Genomic DNA, 23,440 nt, shown 5'->3' on the forward strand with positions numbered 1-23,440 from the left:
CCACAACAAAAACCGCTAACGCGATAAACATCTTAACTATGTAGGACCTGCGATGAGCCTTTTCGGCTTTGAGCATTTTGCCCAAGTTTTCGTCTATCGAGTTGTGGTTCACGGCTTGGTCCTTCCGGATATGTCGGGCGAGATTGATTTCCATTAACCTATTGTCGCGGCACATTTTCGGTGCACGTATCGTTCTGTCGTGTGAACGGCCGATTGCATTCCCAACCATCACCTCTTCGATTCAAATGAGCGTTTGAAGGCACAAGGATCGCAACGCACCTGTCCCGGTTTGCGCGAAAACCACGTTCACATTTCCATCCGGAATAGGTTTCAGGTGCAAGGTACGCATGCTGCGGAACTGCCACAGGCTCACAGCCGCTATCCGCTGCCCTATAACCTCTGAGACATACCCATCCTTTTGAGCTTCTTTTGTCGCTCAGACGACCGTTGCTTGGGACACTAATCGCAACACAATCCTGATCTTCCTTGCGAAACCCCCAGTCACAGTGTATCTCCTGCGCGCCAAACCGGGTTTCGACGTACCCGTTTTGAGGCGCAATCAATTCTTCGCATTTTTCTCCGACACGCTGGAACAGCCGATTGCACTCCCATCGATCTCCGGTCGATGCAAGATATCCGTTATTGGGAACTGCTATTTCCTCACAAAGATCTTCAACACGCTGGAATCCATGGTTGCATTCCCAAACTGGACCAAAGGCACTGCCGGTCAAATATGCGTTTTCTGGTACGTCCGTTCTTTGACAGGATCCGTTCTTGTTATCGAAACTTTCGTCACAAACAGATCCGTCGGCATTGCTGGCGACTTGAGCAGGAAGCTTCGTTCCTGTGAGCAGCACCAAAAGTGTCGGGATCAAACAAAGAATGCAGCGCGTAAACACGATGAACGACTGATTGAAACGGAACCTGAGACCTGATCTATCGGTCATTAAGCACGCAATTTATGAGCCATGTGCTGTTCATACGGCGCCTTCTTTCATGGGTCACGAGATGACTGGAGCATGTCAAGTGACAGTTGCGAATGCTTGCGAGGAACGAGCTCATAGCGAAGACCCCAACGAAACCCGTTCCTATGCTGGGGCACATGCTACAGTTAGTCTGAAGGCCATTGGATCATCGAAGCCGGCAGCATCGCAGCGACGAGTAATTTTCACCAATGCACTTTTGTGGGTCCTAGCCTGTGAAGAGTCAAGGACGCACGCTCGTCACGAAGCGTGTGCTACGAAGTGGTCATTTTTTGAGACCGGAGAGTTATTAGGTGGCCAAGAGAAGAACTGAGAGGCAAAATTCAGCGTGATACCACTTTTGAAACGGAGCTATTGGCGAATTGGCAGAAACTGAGTTCTGTCATGCGCGGTGCAGCCTCACAAACGCATTGCGTAGAAAGTCTGCTGGAAGGGCCGATTTCGGGCATTAAGGCACAATGGTGGGGCAGGAATTCTGGGCACATGATACCGCAGTGTGATCGACCCAATACCAAAGTAAATTTGAGTTTTGTTCTTGGACTGACAATGAGACCAATCGTGTCCACGGCTGGCAAGCAAAACGAAGCGATCTGCACGGGTATCGTTCAAATCTGTTCTCGAAGACGAGTAAATGTTTCTTTTGGATGAGCATCCAGTAGCGCGAGAAGTTTGAACGCAGGTCCTCCGGGGCGGCGGGCGCCGTCCTCCCACAGTTTGTAGCCAAATTCGCTCATCCCGATAAGTTCGGCCATTTCCGCCACGGTCAAACCGGTCTTTTCGCGGACCTCCAGCGGCGTAGCCACGGGCTCGGAATTGATGTCCGAACGGGTGCCTTGCGACGAATCAACGGGTGCAAGACTGGGATCCGGTCCTGTCATCATCTGCTCCTTTTTATTGTCATTTGAGACATGGCCATAGGTCATGCCTGAAGTTCGCGATTGCGCCCATGTCAAAGTCTGGCGCGCAGTCGTTTTTCAACACTGCTCAGCTTGCGGGTGGTCTCAGTCATATCCGCCCGGAGGCTCCGGATTTCATCAAGGATGCCCTGAATTTCCTCCGATCCCGAAGGGGTATCGGCCGGTTCAAGCACACCTTCTCCCTCACCACTTAGAAGCCAAACCAGAGAGACCCCAAGAATGCCGGACATCATCTGCGCTTTGTTTGCGCGTGGCTCGGTACGGTCCTCTTCCCATCCCTGTACAGTCTTCAGTTTAACGCCCAGGCGGCTGGCAAGCTTCTTTTGCGAATACCCCACGGCTTCGCGCGCAGCGACGATCCGGTCACCCAGAGTTGCTGCTTCATCACCATAGTATGAGGTGTCGTTTGATATCGTCGTGGCTACGTTCATTCTGCTCTCTCACTTTGATTGAAAATGTTATCGCGCGGTCAGGCCGCGAGTTCGCTATGATCCTTAAGACGGATCGTCACAAGGTTGCTGTTTGCATGACGGCGATATGGGGTCAGCGCCTGCGTGATGAAGGGTTGGATGTCCATCCGGGACCGCTGCCACCGCGCAAAACGACGGAACAACGCCCAGGTGCACTCGTCGTTGGACGTAATCACAGTCTGGACACGGGTGACATCGGCGCTGACGTCCCGACGCATCACCTGCCCCAGCATCAGCGACGCAAGGCCCTTGTCAACCTCACCCTCTGAAACGCCGACCAGCCAGATAAACAAGGTCTCCGGGTCATATGGCAGAACATAAGCCAGCATCGCGCCGACCAGGTCTCCATCCAGTTCCGCAATGATTGAGAATTCTTTGTAGTCATCAAACGCCGCCAGTTCGCCAAGCAAATCACCAATAGCTTCCTGATCCGCGGTTCTGGCCAGCGAAGACACCGCTGCACCATCTTCCGACAAAGGGGGACGCAATACCGGAATAGGTTGTTCGAACAACTCCAAAGAATGCTGCATGTACCACTCTATCAATGAACTTAGATTAGCTAAGTAACACAGGAAAGTTAAAACTTCAAAGGGCGAAGCTAAAACTTACTAGACAGTCATGGATCTATCTTTTTTAACGAGATTTTAATTTGTAAAACTAATTATTTCACATTCCGCTAACACTTGAGTGATCAATACAAATTTGACAATCTCACTCCAATCGAACGCGGAGTAGATACATGGATCGTATCGACAGTAGTCTTGTCGCCCTGCGCCGAATCCTGCGCGCCACCGAGATGTCCGGCCGGGAACTGGCGCAATCCGCCGGGCTAACCGCGGTCCAGCTTCGTGTGCTGCAAGTGATTGGCGAGACCGGGCAAACCACGGCCAAAGCAATTTCAATGCGCATGCATGTCAGCCAGGCCACAGTAACTGCGCTAGTGGACAAGCTAGTTTCGGGCGGCATGGTTGTGCGCGAGAAATCCCTGACTGACCGACGGCAGACCAATATACTGATCACGGATCGCGGGCGGCAAACCCTAGCGGACGCCCCAGATCCGCTGCAACAGCTCTATGTGCAGCGGTTCAAGAAAATGGAGGACTGGGAGCAAGCGATGCTTGTTGCCGCGCTCGAAAGGGTTGCAACGATTCTAGACGCCGAAGACCTTCAGGCCGGCGCGATCCTGACAACTGGCGATTTGAACAAGGCGGAATAATGGGCCGGAATGACCGACCCTCTTCACGTACCTTTTTGTCGAGGCTTTTATCAAGAAAGGAATTGGCAGCTTAAACGGAACCGTCGTCAACTTGGTCGATCTTTCATTGCCACGCATTCATTGCAGGCTAGCAGCAAATATCTCCTTTTGGAACGACACTTCCGCTTTGGACTGCGACCGGCCCATCATGCTTACCGCAGGGAACGGAAGCACTGAGCCCAATCCTGCCAGCATTCGACACATTTCGAATTGCTGGTTTGGGCTTTTGGCAATGCGAAACAGACATGATGGAGCCGTTTGCGTATCAGAGCAAAGAGATCGCGTTGATCACAGTTTCACGGTTCTGAACAGCGCCGCTTTGCAAATACTCCATTGCGCTGAGCGCAGCTTCATGGGCTTTGAGGGATGACCCGCCGACGCAATCCTCCACAACGCGGCAGAAGTAGTCTGATTGCAGACTGGTTATCAATGACCGCTCTGATGACACATGCTGCTTCACAGCAAGAACTATGCCGCGCCCGCGAGCAATTTCTGCGTCAGCAATAGCGGCATGCGCACAAGTCCGCTTCGTCCGCGAAGTGGCGGCTCCGAGCCCAAAGCGGACATCGAAAAAATGTCAGACGACGCCAAAAAGTAGCGTCGCCCGATAGTCGCGGTTGTCGCTTTATTCTACCAGTTCCAGATCACCGGGACGCCAGGTCTTGTCGAACCAAGGCTCGAGCGGGCCGTAGAGGCGCATCATCACGTTGAAGCTTTGCCCGGGCATGGTTTGCGCCCAGTTGTTCTCCCAACCTTCTGGGGCTTCTGGACCAAAATAGATGCTGGTACTCCCATCCTCATTCGGTTTTATCCCCGGTCTATTAGAGTCGATACCACCGGGAACCGGACCTTCGCTGCGCTTAGTGCCAATGACCGCAATGCGGACTAATCGGACCCGTGCAGGCGCGGCTTTTGCTCACGCAGAAAGCCTTTGCGGCTGCGGCATCAGGTTCGTTGTTCTGGGCCTTAACGGCCCGAAGCTGTCATTCGAGTATTTTGTTCGATCAATCTCTCGTCTCGTGCGCAAAGCTTGATTGGACGATCGCATAGAGCTCTTGTCATGCTTAAACTGCTTTGTCGCTGATCAGGCGCATCCCAAGGTGGGCCGGTGGCGTTCCGACGGCGCATCCTCCACGCGCGGGATCGCGGACCAGATAAGACATCGCTGCCAAATGCTCGCCTCCGACGAAAAATGCCGGACAGCGATCGGGAGGCGTGCCACCATCCATCCCGTCGTAACACTCCATCGTCCATTCCCACACGCTGCCGTCGAGATCGACGACGCCTTCGGGGGAAGCAGAAAAGCTACCTTGAGGCTTGAGCGCTCGTGGGGCCAGGCCTTCAATGAGATAGCTGGATGCCCAGGTTAACGACGGGTCCGTAAAGATTGGATCGGGTTTCTCGGGAAGAACAGCGGCGGCCAAAGAATTCCATTCTTCAGCAGTGGGCAGTCGGAAGTTGTGACGACTCCTCTTATTGATCCAGGTGACATATTGCTGAACGTCCACATAGCTCAGCCCGGTTGCCGGTGTTGTAGCGGGGTCCTGGTCAGGTCGTGCGCGCAAGGTCAGCTGACAATCACCCTCGTCCGCGCATCTGTTCCATTCGGTTACGGTGACTTCATATTTTTGCACGTAGACCGAACGCCCGTCCGGCAAAATGACGGCGCGCTCGGCCATCGCGGGCAAATAGGCTGGATTCGGGCCGCGCTGCGTGAGCGCGACCCAGGCGATGCTTGCCGCCGCAAGACCCAAGATGGCGAAACGAAGGGACGTCTTACCAAGTCTTGTCTCTGAGTTTGCTGCGGCCGACACCGGTCCTCCTCCTCTCTTAGGTTTCGAAACTGCGCGGAGCGACAACCTGCTCCATCAGAGCATTGTCCCACTGACCATCGACCACCACGTGAGCGGTCGCACCCAGCATCACACCTTCGATCAGGTTGTGGTTGACGTAGGCGTAGACGCCCGGTTGCTCGAAGGTGTACATCGCCGCGACCGCACTGCCGCCCCGCACGAACCACGTTTCCATGTCCTGAAGAGGCGCGTCGGTGAACGAGCTTTCCCAGACATAGTTGCCATGCCCGCCGATCAGGTGCGGGCGCGAGTCCCGGTTCGCCTGATTGTGGACCATCAGCACAGTCTCACCAACTTTGGCTTTGATCGCGCCTTCACCGGTCAGAGCACCGACGGCACCGTTGAACACCGAATGGGTCGGGATCAGGCCACGCATCACTTCAAGGCTGTCGGCATAGTCGTCGCCTGCCGCCTTGTAGGTGCGATAGTCGCCGTTTTCGTCCTTGGGCAGGTAATAGTCTTGCTCACCGAAATAGGCGATGCTGTCATAGCGCAGCGGGTTGCCATCCTTATCCTTCAGGCCATCGCGCGGCAGCACCATGATGGCACCGTTCATGCCATGCGCGACGTGATACGGGATCATGTCACCGCCCGGAGCACAGTGGTACGTGAAGCAACCAGGCTTGGTTGCCTTCCAACGCAGTACGCATTCCTCGCCGGGATAGACATGGGTCAGGCCACCGCCACCCAGGGCACCAGTCGACGCGTGGAAGTCGATGTTGTGCTCCATCATGCTGGAAGTCGGGTTGCGCAGCGTCAACTCCACCATGTCGCCCTCATGGACGATGATCAGCGGACCCGGGACAGACCCGTTATAGGTCAGCGCCCAGATTTCGGCACCATTGTCTTCGTCAACGACCATGAGCCGCTCTTCGGTTTCCATGGTGATCTCAACAATCTTCGGACCGCCAGTCGCGACCTGCTCGTGTGCGGGTGCGAAAGGTGGGGGTACGAGTTCCTGCTTCACCCGAGTGTAGCCCGACAAATCAGCAGGCTTGGCATCTGTTGCGGCCTCTTCTTTGCCCGCCACCCGATAGATGTTGTTTGAGACTGTGTTTATGCCATGCAGTTTGGGTGTCCGCGATGCAGCCATTGCACCTGCCCCCGTCATTGCGGCGGCACCGGCGAGCACGCTGCCGCGCAAGATGTTACGGCGGCTGGTTTTCATGAGGCCGGGGTTGATGAACTTGGTCATAATATCCTCCTTGAGGTCGAATGGGTGCAGCGGGTAAGCATTTCGCTGCCGTATCGGGGATCAGAACTTTTCAAGTTGGGCTGTGAATCGCGTTTTGGCTTTTTTGGGAACGCGACCTTCCAGAAAATCTTCGGGAACCTCGACGTCACCCACCACTATGGTCATCACCATGCCCATCGCGTAGTGGGGTTTGCAGATCACGCCATAGACGCCTTCGGTATCCAGCGTGACTTCGATTTCCTCGTTGATCTTGCCCTTGAAGGGTTCGGCACCATCAGGAAGCATGCCCTTGGCTGTTTCAGCGTTGTGGCCCTTGTCCGATGCAATGAATTTGATCGTGTCGCCCGGAGTAGCTTGGATGAATGCGGGTTCGAAAACCATGCGCTCGCCATCACTGCCTTTGTTGAGCATTTGCACCTCGAAGGTTTCCGCGAAGGCGGCGCCTGCCATCAGGGTGGCCAGTGCAACGCCGGTTGTAAGCGTGCGGATCATCGAATTGTCCTTTCCTGAATGATCTCTTGGGCCAGACTCTATCGATTTCCGCGATCTGCAATTTGCGCTGGAGCAAGGTTTACTGCGTTTTCGGGAAACACTGACCGTTACGATCTGGTTTTGCGGCTGTGATTGTGCCAAATCAGGTAAGCCATGATGGAAGCAGCCAAGAAAATATTGCCGCGGCTTGATGAAAGCCTGCTGACGCATTTGCCACCATTCTCAAAACTGGATCGTCGGCAAATCCGCACGATTCTGGATCAGGCCAGTTCGCGTCGCTATGAAGCGGGCGCGCATATCTTTGAAGAAGAAGACCCGGCCGATCGTTTCTTCATGTTGCTGGATGGTTATGTCCGGGTGGTGCGGGTCACGCAGACCGGTGAACAGATCACCGCGTTGCATATTCCCGCTGGTCAACTTTTGGGAATTGCAAGGGCGATCGGGCGCGAGACTTATCCGGCCACGGCGGTCACGGCGACAGAGTCCATCGCGCTGAGCTGGCCCACCAGACTGTGGGGTACTTTCGTCACCGAATACGACGGCTTCGCCACTGAAACCTACAAGACGGTTGGCCACCGTGTAGGAGAAATGAACACCCGTATTGTGGAGCTTGCGACGCAACAGGTGGAACAGCGCGTGGCCAATGCGATGTTGCGTTTGATCAATCAGACGGGTCGCAAGGTGGAGGATGGGATTGAGATTGATTTCCCCATCACCCGGCAGGATCTCTCGGAACTTACAGCGACCACGCTGCACACGGTCAGTCGATTGCTGAGCGCATGGGAAAAGCAGGGTATCGTTGAAAGCAAACGCAAGCGCATCAAAGTATGTGATCCTCACGCGCTGGTAGTGCTGAGCCAAAACTGACCCGGCTCAGCCCTCGGACACGGCGCAGTTCAGTTCCGCCCGGAACGCCTGTTTATCCAGACAATATTCCACACATGCATCCGTGATCGTATGGAACGGTCCCACCGCACAGCCCACACATAACATCCCGTGCCGCATGAACACAGGGATCGTCTGCGGCCACACAGTCATCACATCGGCCAGCGGCAGGTCGGGATCGTCGAGGCGGGGCTGGGGCACAGGCGGCTCCTTTCCAGCCTCACCTTAGTCCCGCAACAGCGCCAAACGTTGCGCTGGCGCAAAAAGCAACCTCAGGTCGTGGGCTAGCAATGGTCATCCCGATCCGAAGGAGGCCGACGCATGGCTGAAATCTTAACCAAATCGCGGGCGCGAAACATCTTCTACGGGGGCTCGATCTTTTTCGTCGTGATCTTCGTGGCGATGACCGTCCATAGCCACCGCTACGTGGTTAATACGTCTACCGCAGGCATGGAACTGAGCGAAGAGGTCGTCTTGGGCAAGCATGTCTGGGAACGCCATTCCTGCATCAACTGTCACAGCCTGCATGGTGAAGGCGCCTATTTCGCCCCCGAACTGGGCAATGTGATGACCCGCTGGGACGTCATGGATTCGCCCGAAGACGCTTATGAAATCCTCGATGGCTGGATGACGGCGCAGCCCTCGGGCGTCGAGGGCCGCCGCCAGATGCCCTATTTCGATCTGACTGAAGAAGAGATGCGCGGCCTTGCCGAGTTCCTTCGCTGGGCGGATCAGACCGACACGCAAGGCTGGCCGCCCAACGACGCTGGCTAAGCGGCACGAAGGAGAAATCACATGAAATACCAATCTCAAAAAGTGGCGTATTACTATTTTCTGGCTGCAATAGCCCTGTTCGGCATTCAGGTGCTGGGCGGGCTTCTGGCTGGCTGGATCTATGTCTCGCCCAACTTCCTGTCCGAACTTCTGCCGTTCAACATCATCCGTATGATCCACACCAACGCGCTGATCGTCTGGCTGCTGCTGGGCTTCTTCGGGGCGGCGTACTTCCTCATCCCCGAGGAATCCGAGCGCGAGATCTATTCGGTCAAGCTCGCTTATCTGCAACTCATCATCCTTTTGGTGGGGACGCTGGGTGCGGTCGGCTCATATCTGGTCGGCATCCATGGCGGGCGTGAGTTTCTTGAACAGCCCCTATGGGTCAAGTTCGGCATCCTCGTCGCGGCGCTGATCTTTCTGTTCAACGTCTCAATGACCGTTCTGGCGGGCAAGAAGACAGCGATCACTAACGTTCTGCTGATGGGCTTGTGGCTGCTGTCGCTGCTTTGGGTGTTTGCGTTCATCAACCCGGACAACCTGAGCCTCGACAAGATGTATTGGTGGTTCGTCGTGCACCTGTGGGTCGAAGCGACCTGGGAACTGGTAATGGCCGCCATCCTCGCCTTCCTGCTTCTCAAGCTGACAGGCGTGGACCGTGAAGTGGTGGAAAAATGGCTCTATGTCATCGTCGCCACCGCGCTGTTTTCCGGCATTCTTGGCACCGGGCACCATTTCTACTGGATCGGTCTGCCAAGCTACTGGCAGTGGGTCGGCTCGATCTTCTCCACCTTCGAGGTGATCCCCTTCTTTCTAATGATGAGCTTTGCGTTTGTCATGGTCTGGAAGGGCCGCAAGAACCACCCCAACAAGGCTGCGCTGCTGTGGTCGCTCGGGTCGTCCACCGTGGCCTTCTTTGGTGCCGGTGTCTGGGGTTTCCTGCACACGCTGCACGGGGTCAACTTCTACAGCCACGGCACGCAGATCACCGCAGCCCATGGCCACCTTGCCTTTTATGGGGCCTATGTGGCGCTGAACCTGGCGGTCTTCACCTATGCGATGCCGATGCTGCGGGGCCGCGCACCCTACAATCAGGTGCTGAACATGGCCTCGTTCTGGCTGATGACCGGCGGTATGGCATTCATGACCTTCGTGCTGACGTTTGCGGGCACCATCCAGACCCATATGCAGAGAGTGGTCGGTGACTATTACATGGATGTACAGGACGCTCTGTCGATCTTTTATCTGATGCGGTTCGGCGCAGGTGCCGCCGTGGTGATCGGAGCGCTGCTGTTCATCTACTCGATGCTGGTCGTGCGCAAGCAAGAGATCATCACGCCCGGCTCGGCCAGCTCGGTTCCCGGAGAGTAAGCCATGAACATTCAAACCCCTCCGACCCTGCCGTTCTATCAGCCCGTCGCGCATGAATGCGAGCTGTTCGAGACGGCCTGTGACAATGGTTTGCCCCTTCTTCTGAAGGGGCCGACCGGCTGTGGCAAGACGCGCTTTGTCGAACATATGGCAGCGCGTCTGGGCAAGCCGCTTTATACCGTCGCCTGTCATGACGATCTGTCGGCGGCGGACCTGATCGGGCGTTATCTGCTCAAGGGGGGCGAAACCGTCTGGGTGGATGGCCCCCTGACCCGGGCCGTGCGAGAGGGTGGTATCTGTTACCTCGACGAGGTGGTCGAGGCGCGCAAGGATGTCACCGTGGTGCTGCACCCGCTGACGGATACGCGGCGCACCCTGATGATCGACCGCACGGGTGAAGAGCTGGTGGCACCTGCAGCGTTCATGCTGGTGGCCAGCTACAACCCCGGCTACCAGAACGTGCTCAAGCGGCTCAAACCCTCGACACGCCAAAGGTTCCTTTCGATCAGTTTCGATTTTCCCGACACGGAAACCGAGATCGCAGTAGTCGCGTCGGAAAGCAGGCTGGAGCCGGGACGTGTTGCGCCGCTGGTCCGTCTGGCAAGCCATATCCGCAATCTTAGCGGGATGGATCTTGAGGAAGGCGTCTCAACCCGCCTTCTGATCTACGCCGCTACGCTGATGGCTGGCGGTATGGGGGTGACCCAGGCGCTTGAGGCGGCAGTCATCGAACCATTGAGCGACGAGCCGGATGTCCAGCAGTCGCTGCGCGATCTGGTCAGCACAATCTACGGGTGACGGCGATGCACTTGCGCGACCTCATGGAGCCTGAAGAGACGGTCGGAAACCTCTGGCACGACATGGCCAGCGGGATCGGGGCTGGCGTCACATACCCCGAAGCGGGCGTCACGCTGGCCTCAGTCCGACCCAGCCTTGCCGTTCTCTTCCGCGCGCTCGGCGGGGCACCGGGGGTCGAACTGGCCGAAGTCGCACCAAGTGTCGTGCAGCATCGGCAGGTGATGCGCCGCAAGCTTGGGGCCGAGCGGGATCGCGAATGGGTGGCGCGTTTCGATGGCGAACGGCTCGCATTGCCACCCGTCATGGAAGCCTTCCCCGACCCGGACCTGAACCGTGCTGCCTTTTTCTGGCTGACGGCACTTGCCGCTGTGAGCGAGGTCGGTGCATTCGATCCGGGCGCGCCCGGCCCCGCACGGGATTGTGCGCATATTCGTGCGAATGCAGTGGCTGCGGACAAGGCCTATCTGGCCTGCCCGGGACTGCGGAAGCATTACCTCGCGATGTCTGCGTTTTGTGCGGACTCCCGGCCGGACATGCACCGCCCCGCCCAAGAGGCCGTAATGGAACAAGCGATCCGCAATCAGCTGTGTGGCGAGGCTCCCAAGCTTGATGCCACAGGTGCAGACGCGCGCAGATACATGCCATGCGCTCCTGTCCCCATATGGCTGCGCTTTGAACACCCGGGCACGGGCGGGCAGGCAGCCGACGATGCCGAAGCCGATCCCGCCGCACCGGCACCCGATGCCGCTCTCACTAACCGCAAGCTGGGTGAGCGCAAAGATCAGGATCAGCAGAACCGCAAAGACAGCTTCATCATTCACCGGTTTGAATCGATCCTGTCATGGGTCGAATCAATGAACATCAACCGCAGCGTCGATGACGACGATGACAAAACCGCTCAGAAGGCGGCCGACGACCAGGACAGGATCACCCTGTCGAAACAGGACCGCAAGGTTGCCACGCGGCTGCGCCTGCATCTTGACCTGTCGCCAGCCGATGCTGATCACGAGGCTCTGGCGGGCAAGCACACCTACCCTGAATGGAACCACCGGTCGCACAGTTACATGGAAGATCACTGCCGCGTGCTGGATGCGCCAGTCTTGGCCGATGGAGAAACCTTTACACCAAACGAGCGCTATGTCCGTGAAGTCCGCCGCCAGTTCGAGGCCCTGCACCCGCGCCGCGTATTGCAGCCGCGCCAAGTCGACGGGGCAGAGCTGGACCTTGACGCGGTCCTGACCGCACGTGCCGACATGGTGGCGACCGGGCGCGGGTCAGATCGTATCTGGCAGGCCGCGCAGCAAATGGATCGCGACGTGTCGGCTGCTTTCCTGATCGACACGTCGCGGTCCACAGAAGCGGCTATCGGCGATACTTCCGTCATCGACGTGGCCCGTGACACGATGGCCGCATTGGCCGCCGGGATCGACGCGGCAGGCGACCGCTGCGGTATCTGGGGTTTTTCATCGCTGCGCCGTGATCGAGTGTTCCTGACTCGCTGCAAGGACTTCGAAGATCCGATGTCACCGGCGATCACCGCCAATATTGGTGCATTGAAGCCCGGCCACTACACCCGGCTTGGTGCCGCGATCCGCCATGTCAGCGCGCAATTGGCCGAGGAACCGAGCGTCCGCAAACTGCTGATCGTGTTGACCGATGGCAAACCCAACGATCTGGACCATTACGAAGGCCAGCACGGAATCGAAGACAGCCACATGGCCGTGCGCGAAGCCTGCGCTGCGGGCCAGAGCCTGCATGGCGTGGTGATCGACGAAGATGGGCAGGACTGGTTCGCGCGCATCTTCGGACGCGGTGGGTTTACGCTTTTGCCGAAACCCGAACGCCTGCTGCGCGCACTGCCCGACATCTACAGAACACTGACACAGGAGACCTGATATGCGCCTCTTTCTTTCCCTATTAGGCATCATCATTCTAGCAGGCTCGCGCCTCTTCGCGAACGGCTTCGATCGGCCGATTCCACAGGCGCAATCCGCTACGGCGGAATTCTGGTACGCCGTGGCCTGCATCACGCTTGTGCTTAGCATGGTCGCGGTACAATGGTTGGTGTCGCGCAGATGACACGGGCGGGCTGGTCCACAACCAAAATCGCGGTTGCGCTTTACCCGTTCGGCGCGGGCGCGGCAGCGGTCAATGTGTTCTTTGCTTCACTGATCTTCAGTTGGATAGGCGGACCCGTGCTTCCCACCAGCTTGTCGGTCCTCACTGGCGCAATCGTCGGAGTGCCTGCGACATGGTACTTTGCGCGGCACATCCGCCATCTGATGGATGTCGCGGAAAAAAGGGCAGAGGTATGAGACCGCAACGGACCCGCCTCGCAGACGGCAGAGTATCAAAGCACAACAGACCGCAAGCAGGAGCTTTATGATGGCTCAGACATCCGCAGAACAAATGCGCCGTTGGCAGGGGCCCGCTCTGTTCAGCTTCGGGTTTCGGCCCTTTTTCCTCTTTGGAGCTGTCTGGGTCATTGTAGCCATGAGTCTTTGGCTGGCTGTTCTGTCGGGGATGCTTGACCTGCCAACGCGGTTCGACCGTGGGTCATGGCATGCGCATGAGTTTCTTTTCGGTTATCTTGGCGCGGTGCTTGCCGGTTTCCTGCTGACGGCTGTTCCCAACTGGACCGGTCGTTTGCCCATTGTCGCCTGGCGGCTGGCGGTGCTTTTTGCGCTCTGGTGCGCAGGGCGCGGGGCTGTCCTGTTCTCGCAGGCATTTCCGCCCATGATTGCTCCAGTGATTGATCTCACTTTTCCCGTCGCGCTTGGCGGTCTGATCCTGCGCGAAATCATTGCGGGCAAAAACTGGCGGAACCTGATTGTGCTGGGATTGCTGACGGTCTTTGCGCTGGCCAATGCGCTGTTTCACTTTGAAGCACTTGTCGGTGAATACGCGGCACAGGGCCATGGACTACGGTTGGGCTTGGCGACAGCTGTGATGATGATCGCCGTCATTGGTGGTCGGATCATTCCGTCCTTTACCCGCAACTGGCTGGTGCGCGAACAACGTGCCGTACGTCCTGTCCCACCGATGCAGTTCTTCGACAAGCTCACGCTGTTGCTCAGCCTGCCGATCCTGGCGATCTGGACGCTGGCCCCGTTCAAAGTCACGACAGGGCTCTGCCTGCTGGTGTTCGGAGTGTTGCACCTGATGCGGCTGACCAGGTGGCAAGGGCACCACACGCTGAACGAGCCGTTGGTTTTTGCATTGCATGCGTCCTATGCTTTTATTCCACTCGGCGCATTCGCGCTTGGTCTTGACCAGATCATGGGCAATCCCGGCACTGCGGGGGCACAGCATCTGTGGATGGCAGGTGCCATCGGGGCGATGACGCTGGCGGTCATGACCCGGGCCACATTGGGCCATACAGGCCGCGAATTGGCGGCGGGCAAGGCAACTGTCGCGATCTTTGTATGCGTCTTTGCCGCGGCGCTGATGCGGTTTCTGACCCCGCTCCATTTGGGCCTTAGCGCACTTTCCGGCGTGTTCTGGCTGATGGCCTTCGGAGGGTTTGTTCTGGTCTATGGTCCGATGCTTTTGCGGCCAAAGGCATGCAGATCGGGAAACTAGCGAAACTAAGGTACCGGGTCTCGTTACTCTATTTTGCCAATGACTGGATCGTATGCTGCACGGAAGCATTCAGACTTACGCTGGCGCAGAATTGTCTTCGCTGCGCACGCATGCCGCGCATATTCTGAATTCACAGGTTGGGCTCAACGCAGTCACCTGACGGATTTAATCAGATGACCGATTAGGGGCTTTGAATGGACGTTCACCCCCGAAAACTCGGAGCTTCGAACAGGAACGACCGCTCTCACAAAAAGCGGTCGCTCTCCGAAACCTTGGCTACGACCAGCTTGCGGACGAAGCAGTCATAGGTCCGCTGTCCACCATTAGTTTGGGACTTCATTTCGTTGTCGTAATTTGTATCTGAAGAAATCGACGAAACGGGTTTTAATCTTGCTTGGTGGTGCTGACCCCCGGCACCGCCTATTGTTCATAATCAGAAACAGAATTTAACGGCAGGAGGATCGAGTGCAAAGCATCTCTGATCGAAGTTTGTTCGCCACCAAAGTGGCTGAAGAAGCAGGCGCGTTGGCTATAAGATATTTTGGCAATAGAGACACTCTGGTGGTGGATGCAAAGGGTGCTCAGGATTGGGTTAGCGAAGCCGACCGGAATGTCGAGACGTATGTTCGCGAAAAAATATCCGAGGCCTATCCCGATGATGGAATCTTCGGAGAGGAGCACGCTGCGAAATCAGGGTCCAGCGGGTTTGACTGGGTGATCGACCCAATCGACGGCACCACGAACTTCGTAAACGGCATTCCGGCGTGGACGATCGTTCTGGCGGTTGTTTCAGAGGGACAAACACAAATCGGTGTCATTCACGAGCCGAACGTGGCTGAGACCTTTGCCGCCATGCGGGGGGCGGGAGCAACGCTCAACGGGCAGCCAATGCAGGTCGCATCAGGCGTCGATATGGCAAGCGGGACCGTCTCGGTCGGATATTCGAACCGCATCGAAGCGGCAAAGGTGATCCCAATCATTTCAGCCATCATCGAACGCGGGGCCATGTATCATCGCAATGCAAGCGGCGCGCTGTCGCTTGCCTATGTCGCGGCAGGCCGACTGTTGGGGTACGTCGAAGAGCATATGAACGCGTGGGACTGTCTTGCCGGTCAGCTGTTGATCGCAGAGGCCGGTGGTGTCGTCGAAGAACAGGACGCCAATGAAATGATCCGCGATGGTGGCCGCGTCATTGCCGGTACGCCAAAGATCTTTGATGATCTCAAAGCAATTTGCGAGAAGGCATGGCACGTCTGATTTGCGTCAGGCGATAGCCCACCAGCCGGGGCTACAGCACAGCGTGTCCAAATCAGCGCTCCAGAAATGCCCCTGCCCAGGCTGGTCGTGCTGGCGATCAATCCGCACTCCGGAGAGATGACACCATAGCAGCGTCCCAACCGCGCCGTGGGTTACGATGGCAAGATCACCACCATCGTGCGCGTCCATGATTGACGTGACTGCCCCGACAATCCGGGCCTGAGCATCTGTCGCGGTTTCCCAGCCGCGAAAGCTCACGTCGGGTGCAGCGAAGAATGCATCGGCGGCGGCTTCGAACTGGTGCGGTGGCAGGAAACCGGTGGCACTGCGGTCATTTTCGCCCAGCGCCGGGTTTAACTTCACCTCAAGGCCGTGCGGTTTGGCCAGGATCGCAGCTGTCTGTTCTGCCTTGCGTTCGGTGCTGGACCAGATGGCGCTGACCGAGGCCATGATCGGCGCATTTGCAAATGCTTCGGCCCGGGTGCGGCCCACCTCACTCAGTTCCCATTTGGTGATTGCGATCTCTGGGTTCACGACCACTTCCGGGTGCGAAATGATAACGAGTTTCGGCAATGTTAGCCCTTCGGCAGCAAAACCGGTCCCCGGTCCGCAAAGGCCATTTTGACGTCAGCGCCCGGTTGCAACGGGTCATCCACGTCGTCCTGCACGGCAAACACCTGTCCGAATGCGCCGGTCAGCGTGTATTCCATGCGCACGCCGACATAGGTAGCCTTGGAGACTTTTGCCGGGATGCCGGTTTCGTATCCGATCAGGATGCGGGACGGACGCACCGCCAGCGTTGCCGGACCCACGGGCAAATCGCGGGAGGGCAAGCTGTGGCGGTGTCCTTCGATGTCGATTGTCGCCTGATCGTCATCGACTTCGACGATTTTGCACTCGATCAGGTTCGCTTCACCGATGAAGTCGGCCACGAAGCGGTCGATTGGTGCGTCATAGAGTTGCCGTGGTGTGCCGATCTGGGCGATGGCGGCGTTACGCATGACGACGATCTCGTCCGACACGGCAAGCGCTTCCTCCTGATCGTGGGTTACATAGACAACCGTCAGTCCGAGGTCCCGCTGAATGGAGCGAATGTCTTCGCGCACCTGTCGACGCAGTTTGGCATCGAGGTTCGACAGGGGTTCGTCAAAGAGCAGCACCTGCGGTTCCAGCACCAGCGCGCGGGCGACTGCAACACGTTGTTGCTGGCCTCCTGACAGTTCGCTAGGCAAACGGTTGTCGAAGCCCTTGAGGCCCACCAGTTCCAACCCTTTGAGCGCGCGCGATCTAGCCTCGCTCTTATCAAAGCCGGAGAATGTCAAACCGTACATCACGTTTTCTAGCACGCTCATATGTGGGAACAGGGCGTAAGACTGAAACACCATAGACACATCGCGATCGGTCGCGGGCAGCTTGGTCACGTCGCGATCGCCAATCACTATCCGGCCCGAGCTGGCCATCTCCAGACCGGCAATCATGCGCAGCGTCGTTGTTTTGCCGCAGCCCGATGGCCCCAGCAGCGTCACCAGTTTACCTGCTTCCACATGCAGGTCGATGTTGTCGACGGCCACGACATCTTTGCCAAATACTTTTGACACTCCTTCGAACCGAACCGGCGCGGCTTTACTAGCAATGTTGGTATCCGTCATGTCGTTCGTTCCGCTCCGATCTGGGTGCGCCGTCCGATCTGCACGCGGCCCACGAGGAATTGCAAAAGCCCTACAGATGCCAGCATCACGAAGATCAGCGTGGTGGAATAGGCGATGGCAAGGCCGTAGTCATTGTTCTCGACGCGCCCGATGATGTAGCTAGTCGCCATGTCGTATTCGGCCGATACCAGAAAAATGACTGCCGAGATCGCGGTCATCGCGCGGACAAAACTGTAGACGAGTGCCGCTAGGATGGCGGGCTTAAGCAGGGGCAGGATCACGCGTCGGAACGTCTGCCACGAGTTTGCACCCAGCGTCAGCGAGGATTCATCAAGCGACCTGTCCAGTTGCGACATGGATGCAATGCCCGCACGCACGCCGACGGGCATGTTGCGGAAAATGAAGCTGATCACGAGGATCACACCAGTGCCTGTGATTTCGATCGGGGGAACGTTGAAAGCCAGGATGTAGCTGACCCCGATTACGGTACCGGGAATGGCGAAGGACAGCATCGTTCCGAATTCGAAGGCGTTCTTTCCGGCGAAATTTTGGCGCGTGAGCAAGTAGGCGGTCACCAGTCCTACAGCTGCCGTCAGCGGAGCCGCTATGGCCGCAATGCTGATGGTGGTCCAGAAACTGTCCCATGCGGCACCCGTCCAGCGGATGCCTTCCTCTTCAAAGCGCACTGAGAAGGCGGTGACATAGTGTTTGAAGGTGAGCGTGTTGTTGACGCCCCAAAGCTCAACGACGCTGCCGTAAATGATCATGCCGTACACAACCGCTGTAAACAGCGCCCAGATGGACGCGATGGCCAGCACGGGTATTGCCAGCCCATTGGGCATCAGCGGATGCACGCCAGCGTCCCCCTTGCCGGAAACGGTGGTGTAGCTTTTCTTACCGAGCCAGGCGCGCTGCGCGTAAAAGGCAGACAGCGTGAAGAAGAGCAGTACCATGGCCAGCACGGCGGCCCGACCCTGATCATATTGCGCGCCGACGATGGCAAAGAAAATCTCGGTCGACAGAACGTCAAAATTACCGCCTAGAACAAGCGGGTTGCCGAAGTCGGCCATGCTTTCGATGAAGCCGAGCAGAAAGGCATTCGCCAGACCGGGCCTCATCAGGGGCAGCGACACCGTTCGGAAGGTTTGCCACCTATTGGCGCGCAGCGTTTGGGCGGCTTCCTCCATCGACGGCGACACGCCTTCGACAACACCAATCAGCACCAGAAATGCGATGGGGGTGAAGGCCAGCGTCTGGGCGATCAGGACACCCGGCATTCCATAGAGCCACCGCGACGGTTGCACGCCAAAAAGATCAGCGAAAAAGACTGTGACCGACCCGGATAAACCGAAGAGTAGGATCAAGGCCAGCCCGATTACGAAGGGGGGCGTGATGATTGGCAAAACCGTCAGCGCGCGCATCCCACGCTTGAACCGAAACCCTGACCTGGTGACCACAAGTGCAAAACAAAGTCCCAGAACCGTGGTGATCAGGCCGACGAGAATGGCCAAAAAGAGGGAGTTCCACGCGGCGCCGCATTTAGCACCCCAAAAACACCCCAATCCCCAGAGACGGTAATCAAAGAATTTTGAGGCAAAAACAGATACCGAATAGGCGCCGTCTTCGGTCAAAAAGGCCGAAAACAGCATGTTGGCAATTGGAAAGAACACGAAGGCGGTGACGATTGTAATGACGCCGCCGATGGCGCTGACGACAAACACATCGCCGTTGACTGCACCGCGCGCCGCGATGCCCTGCGTGAGCAGGAACAGGAAAGCCGACGCACAGAGCATCGCTCCATACCCCATGCCGAACTGTCGGATTTTCGGCTCACCAAAGAGGGCCTTGAGCCAGTCGAAGTTGAAGCCGCGAATGCCGATCCCGAAGCCTTGCGCAATCAGCCAGCCAAAGCCCAGTGCACCGGCAAGAATCAGGATCTTAGCGTAGATCGGATCAGATTTAGGTTTACCCAGCACCAGAATTGGCAATGCCAGCGGGATCAGCAAGGGTGCAAGCCAGAGCTTTTCACCCCGCCCGATCAGAAATAGAGCGGGCGCAAAATCTTCGTCAAACGGATAGCCGTTAAAGAGCCATTCAAATGACCAAAGGCCATCCTCAACCATGTACCATGGCAGCAGGACGTAGCCGACCCAACCGACAATGATCCAGAAGATCAATACCGGGTGGGTCCTGGTTTTCGCTTTGTCAGTCACTTACTGCGGCAGCACCGAAACGTCTTCGTCCCACTTTTGCAGCAGACGCTTACGCTCATCAGAGGAGCCGTACTTTTTGAAGTCGTAGTCGATCAGCTTGATCTGGCTCATATCCGGGGCGCTTTCAGATGTTTGCGCACCCTTGTTGGACGGGACCTGGAAGGCATTGACTTCAAGTGCGAGGTTCTGGGCTTCGGCACTCAGCGCCCAGTCGTAGAACTTTTTGGCTTCTTCTTCGTTGCGAGCGCCTTCAATGATCGACATCGAACCGATCTCGTAACCAGTGCCTTCGCACGGGGCGACAACCTTTACAGGGAAGCCTGACACCGCCTGCTTGACGGCGTCATGCATGAAGACAATGCCGATCGTGTTCTCGCCACGACCCGCGGCCTTGATGGGCGCCGAACCAGATTTGGTGTACTGATTTATGTTGGCGTGAAGGCCTTTCATGAACTCAAAGCCCTCGTCCTCGCCAAAGATCTGCACCATCGACGCCAGCGTCGTGTAGGCAGTTCCGGACGAATTCGGGTTCGCCATCTGAACGTGCCCTTTATATTCCGGCTTGAGCAGGTCCTTCCAGCAAGCGGGTTCAGGCAGGTTGTTGGCCGCCAGGAGGTCAGAGTTGTAGCCATAGCCCAACGCACCCGAATAGATACCGATGGTCTTGTTGCCAGCACTTTCGGCCTGTGAAATTGCCCAGTCATGCAACTGGTCACGCATGGGCGAGACATATTCCATAGTTAAACCTTCTTCGGCCGCTTGAAGGTGCGGGTCACCCGTGCCGCCCCACCAGACATCTCCTTTTGGGTTTGAGCTTTCCGCACGGATTTGCGCAAAGGTCTCGCCAGAGGATTTGCGAGTCATGTTCACGTCAATGCCGGTGGCGTCCTCGAAGCTGCGCGCCATCAGCTGGCACCAGTCTTCCTGCGCCGAACAGTAGAATGTCAGCTTGTCGGCTTGCGCAGCACCCATGGAAGCGGCGAATGCGATCAGTGAGCCAGCAAGTGTGTTGGTCAATTTCTTCAAAGTCTTTCCTCCCATAACTATCCAGCTTCCGGCTTTGAGCCGGGAACTGTCATGTCACCTGTGAGGGCGGCCACGCTTAATTGTGGCATCTTCTGATTTAACCGGTCTCGGTACGGCTTTTCCTCTTTGTGACTATGTAAGTCTGATCACTCTAACACTTGTTTCGCAAGGATTTTTGCAGAGCGACAAAGTCCGTGCGATCCAAACGGAGCACCTTTGCAAGCATTATTCAAAGGAAGATCGCAAGCTCATCCATAGCCTTCGAATGCGCGGAGCTTGATACTTGCGCCAATTGGCGAATGTGTTCTGGGCAATCAGATTGTCTAGCGGTAATACAGATTTTGCAGCGAGTGTTTAAAGTTAGCTTCCGATTTTGACCACACTTGTGATGTGTGGGTTCACGCAGTGAGTGCGTTCTCATCGCCCTGCATGACCGAGGAAATTTACCTTAGGAACGTCAACAATGGGCTCGAAGCAGTCATTCGGTGCGCAGTGCAGCAATGACCGCTCTGCGGACTTTGCGGCCGAAGAAATGACTTAAAATAAAGTGCTGAGCCTAAAAAGTTAACAAAATAGACTGTTCCTCCAAGCCGATGTTTTTCCTATCGTTGGTAAGAAATAGCGTGTCGGGAGGTCTAAATGAACAAGCTTGTCTCAGTAGCGGGCGCGGTTTGCTTTGCTTTCACTGGAGCTTGGGCCGACGAAGATACCCCGCCCAACATTCTTGTCATCATGGCAGATGACGTAGGTTGGGCGAGCGTCGGCGTTTACCACGGAGGTGTCAAAAGCATTGAGACGCCGAACTTGGATCGCCTGTCGTCTGAGGGTGCTCGTCTCACAGATTATTATGCCGAGCCAAGTTGTACCGCCGGTCGATCAGCCTTCATGACCGGACAGTTGCCTATTCGGACTGGTATGCACACGGTAGGGCTGCCGGGGGATCCAATAGGGTTAAATCCAGATGATCCGACGCTTCCAATGTTCTTAAAAAAGTTGGGGTACACGACGGGCCAGTTCGGTAAAAACCACTTGGGCGATCTCAACGAGTTCCTACCGACTACAAAAGGTTTCGACGAGTATTGGGGTTGGCTCTATCACCTGAATGCTATGGAATATACGTCTGATCCGGATTGGCCAGACGACCCAGAATTCAATGCGCAATTTGCGCCTCGCAACATCATTCATTCTTTTGCAACAGAAGAAGAAGACGAAACGGTCGACCCGCGATTTGGAAAACTCGGAAAGCAGCGCATCATTGATGACGGACCTGCACCTCCTGAGCGCCAAAAGACTTTGGATGACGAAGTGACATCTTACACAAAGGACTTCATTTCTCGTGCAGTTGAGTCGGACACTCCGTTTTTTGTCTGGATGGCTCCAGCCCGTGCCCACGTCTGGACCCACCTCAGCCCCGAATACGAAGCTATGTTGGGCAATGGGCGCGGACTTCAGGATGTTGTCATGAAGGAGTTGGACAACAACGTTGGTAACGTTCTCAGCCACCTTGAGGATCTGGGAGTCGCCGATAATACCATAGTGATGTTTACTGCCGACAATGGCCCGGAAACACTGACGTGGCCTGATGGTGGTACGACACCGTTTCATGGGGAAAAGGGTACTACTTGGGAAGGTGGCTTTAGAGTTCCTGCGATTATTCGCTGGCCGGGCAAAATTCCTGAAGGTCAAGTCTTGAACGGCATCTTCAGCGGAATGGACTGGATGCCAACATTTGTAGCTGCGGCTGGAGGTCCGACAGATCTAAGAGAAAAGCTCCTAGAGGGATATGAAGGCTATAAAGTGCATCTCGATGGCTACAACCAACTATCTTACCTGACAGGTGAGGAAGAAGAGAGCAATCGCCGCGAGCTGATTTACTATCAGGGTACGGACCTCCAAGCAGTACGCTACAACGATTGGAAAGCGCACTTTGTCGTTCAAAACCACGGCTGGTCAGGCCCGAAGGAAGAATTGGTCGCCCCGTTACTCTTCAACCTTCGCCGCGATCCTTACGAGAAAGCAGCGGAGGAAAGCGGGATGTACGTCCGCTGGATGGGTGAGAAAATGTGGGCATTCGGCCCAGCCGCCCGATTAGTGCAGGCACATCTCGCTACTTTCGAGGAGTTCCCTCCGCGGGGGAAGCCGGTAGCCAATCAAGACCATGTTGAAGAACAGACATCAACCGAAGGCGGCATCTCTCAGTAGAAAAAGCGAGGCTTGCAATACGCCCTTCTCACCGCAGCGTGGGCATCCGGTTCGGATCTTCGGATGCCCCAAAAAGCCGATTAGGAATTTCGCAACAAAGCGACACCTCTACGAGAAGGAGTCCTCCATGAGTGCCAGATTAGTCCTTCTGCTTGCTGCCGTCGGCCTCGTGCCAATTGCGTTATCATATGGCCTGATGCCGGGTAGTTCGATCCCAGTTTTGCTGGGATTTCCGGTGGAAGGCACGAACCAAACCCACGTGTTCCGAGCGATTATGGGTCTTTACATGGCAAACGCGCTGTTTTGGTTGGCGGCTGCTTCGAAACCAGAGTTACAACGCCCCGCGCTGTGGGTTCTATTTTTGTTTATGTCAGGACTGGCCGTTGGGCGCATACTAAGCATCCTTATCGATGGAGTTCCGAACGGGGTACTTCTCTTTTATCTTGCAGCCGAGATAGCTTTTGCAACTCTGGCGGCGGTTTCTCTGAAAAAAGTACGAGGAAACAGGAAATGGTAAA

The 23,440-nt window shown here is 56.4% G+C and carries 25 protein-coding genes; 12 read left to right on the forward strand and 13 right to left on the reverse strand.

All coding sequences use genetic code 11. The features are described from left to right. Positions 1 to 1,588: 1,588 nt before the first annotated feature. The 3 genes from ACR3FB_RS18540 to ACR3FB_RS18550 are packed head-to-tail and all read right to left on the reverse strand — an operon-like array spanning position 1,589 to position 2,900. A complete protein-coding gene (locus tag ACR3FB_RS18540; RefSeq protein ID WP_480566590.1) occupies positions 1,589 to 1,906 on the reverse strand; it encodes a helix-turn-helix domain-containing protein in 318 nt (105 codons plus the stop codon). A gap of 26 nt (positions 1,907 to 1,932) precedes the next feature. Further along, positions 1,933 to 2,331, reverse strand: coding sequence for a helix-turn-helix domain-containing protein (locus tag ACR3FB_RS18545; RefSeq protein WP_480566592.1), 399 nt, complete (start codon positions 2,329 to 2,331; stop codon positions 1,933 to 1,935). Between the two features lie 38 nt (positions 2,332 to 2,369). After that, positions 2,370 to 2,900 (reverse strand): GNAT family N-acetyltransferase, encoded by a 531-nt coding sequence (locus tag ACR3FB_RS18550; protein ID WP_480566594.1) that lies wholly within the window; start codon positions 2,898 to 2,900, stop codon positions 2,370 to 2,372. Between the two features lie 209 nt (positions 2,901 to 3,109). Between ACR3FB_RS18550 and ACR3FB_RS18555 the strand changes: the two genes are divergently transcribed. Further along, complete coding sequence (locus tag ACR3FB_RS18555; RefSeq protein ID WP_480566596.1) at positions 3,110 to 3,586, forward strand: MarR family winged helix-turn-helix transcriptional regulator; 477 nt, start codon at positions 3,110 to 3,112, stop codon at positions 3,584 to 3,586. Positions 3,587 to 3,890: 304 nt separating this feature from the next. On the opposite strand, the gene ACR3FB_RS18560 is transcribed toward ACR3FB_RS18555, so the two are convergent. From ACR3FB_RS18560 to ACR3FB_RS18580, 5 genes are all read right to left on the reverse strand, one after another. Next, positions 3,891 to 4,055: a hypothetical protein gene (locus ACR3FB_RS18560; protein WP_480566598.1), complete on the reverse strand. Its 165-nt coding sequence runs from the start codon at positions 4,053 to 4,055 to the stop codon at positions 3,891 to 3,893. A gap of 195 nt (positions 4,056 to 4,250) precedes the next feature. Beyond that, complete coding sequence (locus ACR3FB_RS18565) at positions 4,251 to 4,505, reverse strand: DUF1214 domain-containing protein (protein WP_480566927.1); 255 nt, start codon at positions 4,503 to 4,505, stop codon at positions 4,251 to 4,253. Between the two features lie 184 nt (positions 4,506 to 4,689). Continuing rightward, entirely contained in the window at positions 4,690 to 5,439 is a 750-nt protein-coding gene (locus ACR3FB_RS18570) for a formylglycine-generating enzyme family protein (RefSeq protein ID WP_480566600.1), read from the reverse strand. 16 nt (positions 5,440 to 5,455) lie between these two features. After that, the gene (nirK, locus tag ACR3FB_RS18575) at positions 5,456 to 6,673 is read right to left on the reverse strand and encodes a copper-containing nitrite reductase (protein ID WP_480566602.1); all 1,218 of its coding nucleotides are present in this window, start codon (positions 6,671 to 6,673) and stop codon (positions 5,456 to 5,458) included. Positions 6,674 to 6,733: 60 nt separating this feature from the next. Then, positions 6,734 to 7,165: a pseudoazurin gene (locus ACR3FB_RS18580; protein ID WP_480566604.1), complete on the reverse strand. Its 432-nt coding sequence runs from the start codon at positions 7,163 to 7,165 to the stop codon at positions 6,734 to 6,736. Positions 7,166 to 7,318: 153 nt separating this feature from the next. On the opposite strand from ACR3FB_RS18580, the gene ACR3FB_RS18585 reads away from it, so the two are divergent. Beyond that, the gene (locus tag ACR3FB_RS18585) at positions 7,319 to 8,032 is read left to right on the forward strand and encodes a Crp/Fnr family transcriptional regulator (RefSeq protein WP_480566606.1); all 714 of its coding nucleotides are present in this window, start codon (positions 7,319 to 7,321) and stop codon (positions 8,030 to 8,032) included. A gap of 6 nt (positions 8,033 to 8,038) precedes the next feature. Here the strand turns inward: ACR3FB_RS18585 and ACR3FB_RS18590 are convergent, their stop codons facing one another. Then, the gene (locus ACR3FB_RS18590; RefSeq protein WP_480566608.1) at positions 8,039 to 8,251 is read right to left on the reverse strand and encodes a DUF1858 domain-containing protein; all 213 of its coding nucleotides are present in this window, start codon (positions 8,249 to 8,251) and stop codon (positions 8,039 to 8,041) included. A 120-nt stretch (positions 8,252 to 8,371) separates the two neighbouring features. On the opposite strand from ACR3FB_RS18590, the gene ACR3FB_RS18595 reads away from it, so the two are divergent. From ACR3FB_RS18595 to ACR3FB_RS18630, 8 genes are all read left to right on the forward strand, one after another. After that, the gene (locus tag ACR3FB_RS18595) at positions 8,372 to 8,824 is read left to right on the forward strand and encodes a c-type cytochrome (RefSeq protein WP_480566610.1); all 453 of its coding nucleotides are present in this window, start codon (positions 8,372 to 8,374) and stop codon (positions 8,822 to 8,824) included. 21 nt (positions 8,825 to 8,845) lie between these two features. Then, positions 8,846 to 10,195: a cbb3-type cytochrome c oxidase subunit I gene (locus ACR3FB_RS18600; RefSeq protein ID WP_480566612.1), complete on the forward strand. Its 1,350-nt coding sequence runs from the start codon at positions 8,846 to 8,848 to the stop codon at positions 10,193 to 10,195. A 3-nt stretch (positions 10,196 to 10,198) separates the two neighbouring features. After that, positions 10,199 to 10,993, forward strand: coding sequence for an AAA family ATPase (locus ACR3FB_RS18605; protein WP_480566614.1), 795 nt, complete (start codon positions 10,199 to 10,201; stop codon positions 10,991 to 10,993). Positions 10,994 to 10,998: 5 nt separating this feature from the next. Continuing rightward, positions 10,999 to 12,888 carry a nitric oxide reductase activation protein NorD gene (locus ACR3FB_RS18610; protein ID WP_480566616.1) on the forward strand — a complete coding sequence of 630 codons (1,890 nt, stop codon included), beginning with the start codon at positions 10,999 to 11,001 and terminating at the stop codon, positions 12,886 to 12,888. Between the two features lies 1 nt (position 12,889). Then, the gene (locus tag ACR3FB_RS18615; RefSeq protein ID WP_480566618.1) at positions 12,890 to 13,072 is read left to right on the forward strand and encodes a protein NnrT; all 183 of its coding nucleotides are present in this window, start codon (positions 12,890 to 12,892) and stop codon (positions 13,070 to 13,072) included. Next, positions 13,069 to 13,308, forward strand: coding sequence for an NnrT protein (locus tag ACR3FB_RS18620; protein ID WP_480566858.1), 240 nt, complete (start codon positions 13,069 to 13,071; stop codon positions 13,306 to 13,308). The genes ACR3FB_RS18615 and ACR3FB_RS18620 overlap by 4 nt, the downstream gene beginning before the upstream one ends. Positions 13,309 to 13,378: 70 nt before the next feature. Further along, complete coding sequence (locus tag ACR3FB_RS18625) at positions 13,379 to 14,575, forward strand: NnrS family protein (protein ID WP_480566620.1); 1,197 nt, start codon at positions 13,379 to 13,381, stop codon at positions 14,573 to 14,575. A 465-nt stretch (positions 14,576 to 15,040) separates the two neighbouring features. Beyond that, the gene (locus ACR3FB_RS18630) at positions 15,041 to 15,832 is read left to right on the forward strand and encodes an inositol monophosphatase family protein (protein ID WP_480566622.1); all 792 of its coding nucleotides are present in this window, start codon (positions 15,041 to 15,043) and stop codon (positions 15,830 to 15,832) included. A gap of 6 nt (positions 15,833 to 15,838) precedes the next feature. Here the strand turns inward: ACR3FB_RS18630 and ACR3FB_RS18635 are convergent, their stop codons facing one another. The 4 genes from ACR3FB_RS18635 to ACR3FB_RS18650 are packed head-to-tail and all read right to left on the reverse strand — an operon-like array spanning position 15,839 to position 20,720. Next, positions 15,839 to 16,405, reverse strand: coding sequence for a histidine phosphatase family protein (locus ACR3FB_RS18635; RefSeq protein WP_170637220.1), 567 nt, complete (start codon positions 16,403 to 16,405; stop codon positions 15,839 to 15,841). 2 nt (positions 16,406 to 16,407) lie between these two features. After that, on the reverse strand, positions 16,408 to 17,481 hold the full coding sequence (locus tag ACR3FB_RS18640) for an ABC transporter ATP-binding protein (RefSeq protein WP_170637218.1): 1,074 nt from the start codon (positions 17,479 to 17,481) through the stop codon (positions 16,408 to 16,410). Continuing rightward, positions 17,478 to 19,694 carry an ABC transporter permease gene (locus tag ACR3FB_RS18645; protein WP_480566624.1) on the reverse strand — a complete coding sequence of 739 codons (2,217 nt, stop codon included), beginning with the start codon at positions 19,692 to 19,694 and terminating at the stop codon, positions 17,478 to 17,480. Before ACR3FB_RS18645 ends, ACR3FB_RS18640 begins: the two co-directional genes overlap by 4 nt. Further along, positions 19,695 to 20,720 carry an ABC transporter substrate-binding protein gene (locus ACR3FB_RS18650; RefSeq protein ID WP_117872863.1) on the reverse strand — a complete coding sequence of 342 codons (1,026 nt, stop codon included), beginning with the start codon at positions 20,718 to 20,720 and terminating at the stop codon, positions 19,695 to 19,697. A gap of 639 nt (positions 20,721 to 21,359) precedes the next feature. On the opposite strand from ACR3FB_RS18650, the gene ACR3FB_RS18655 reads away from it, so the two are divergent. After that, positions 21,360 to 22,922 carry an arylsulfatase gene (locus tag ACR3FB_RS18655; RefSeq protein WP_480566626.1) on the forward strand — a complete coding sequence of 521 codons (1,563 nt, stop codon included), beginning with the start codon at positions 21,360 to 21,362 and terminating at the stop codon, positions 22,920 to 22,922. Positions 22,923 to 23,049: 127 nt separating this feature from the next. Then, on the forward strand, positions 23,050 to 23,439 hold the full coding sequence (locus tag ACR3FB_RS18660) for a DUF4345 domain-containing protein (RefSeq protein ID WP_170367332.1): 390 nt from the start codon (positions 23,050 to 23,052) through the stop codon (positions 23,437 to 23,439). Position 23,440 lies beyond the last annotated feature (1 nt).

The organism is Ruegeria sp. AO1 (assembly GCF_056535985.1).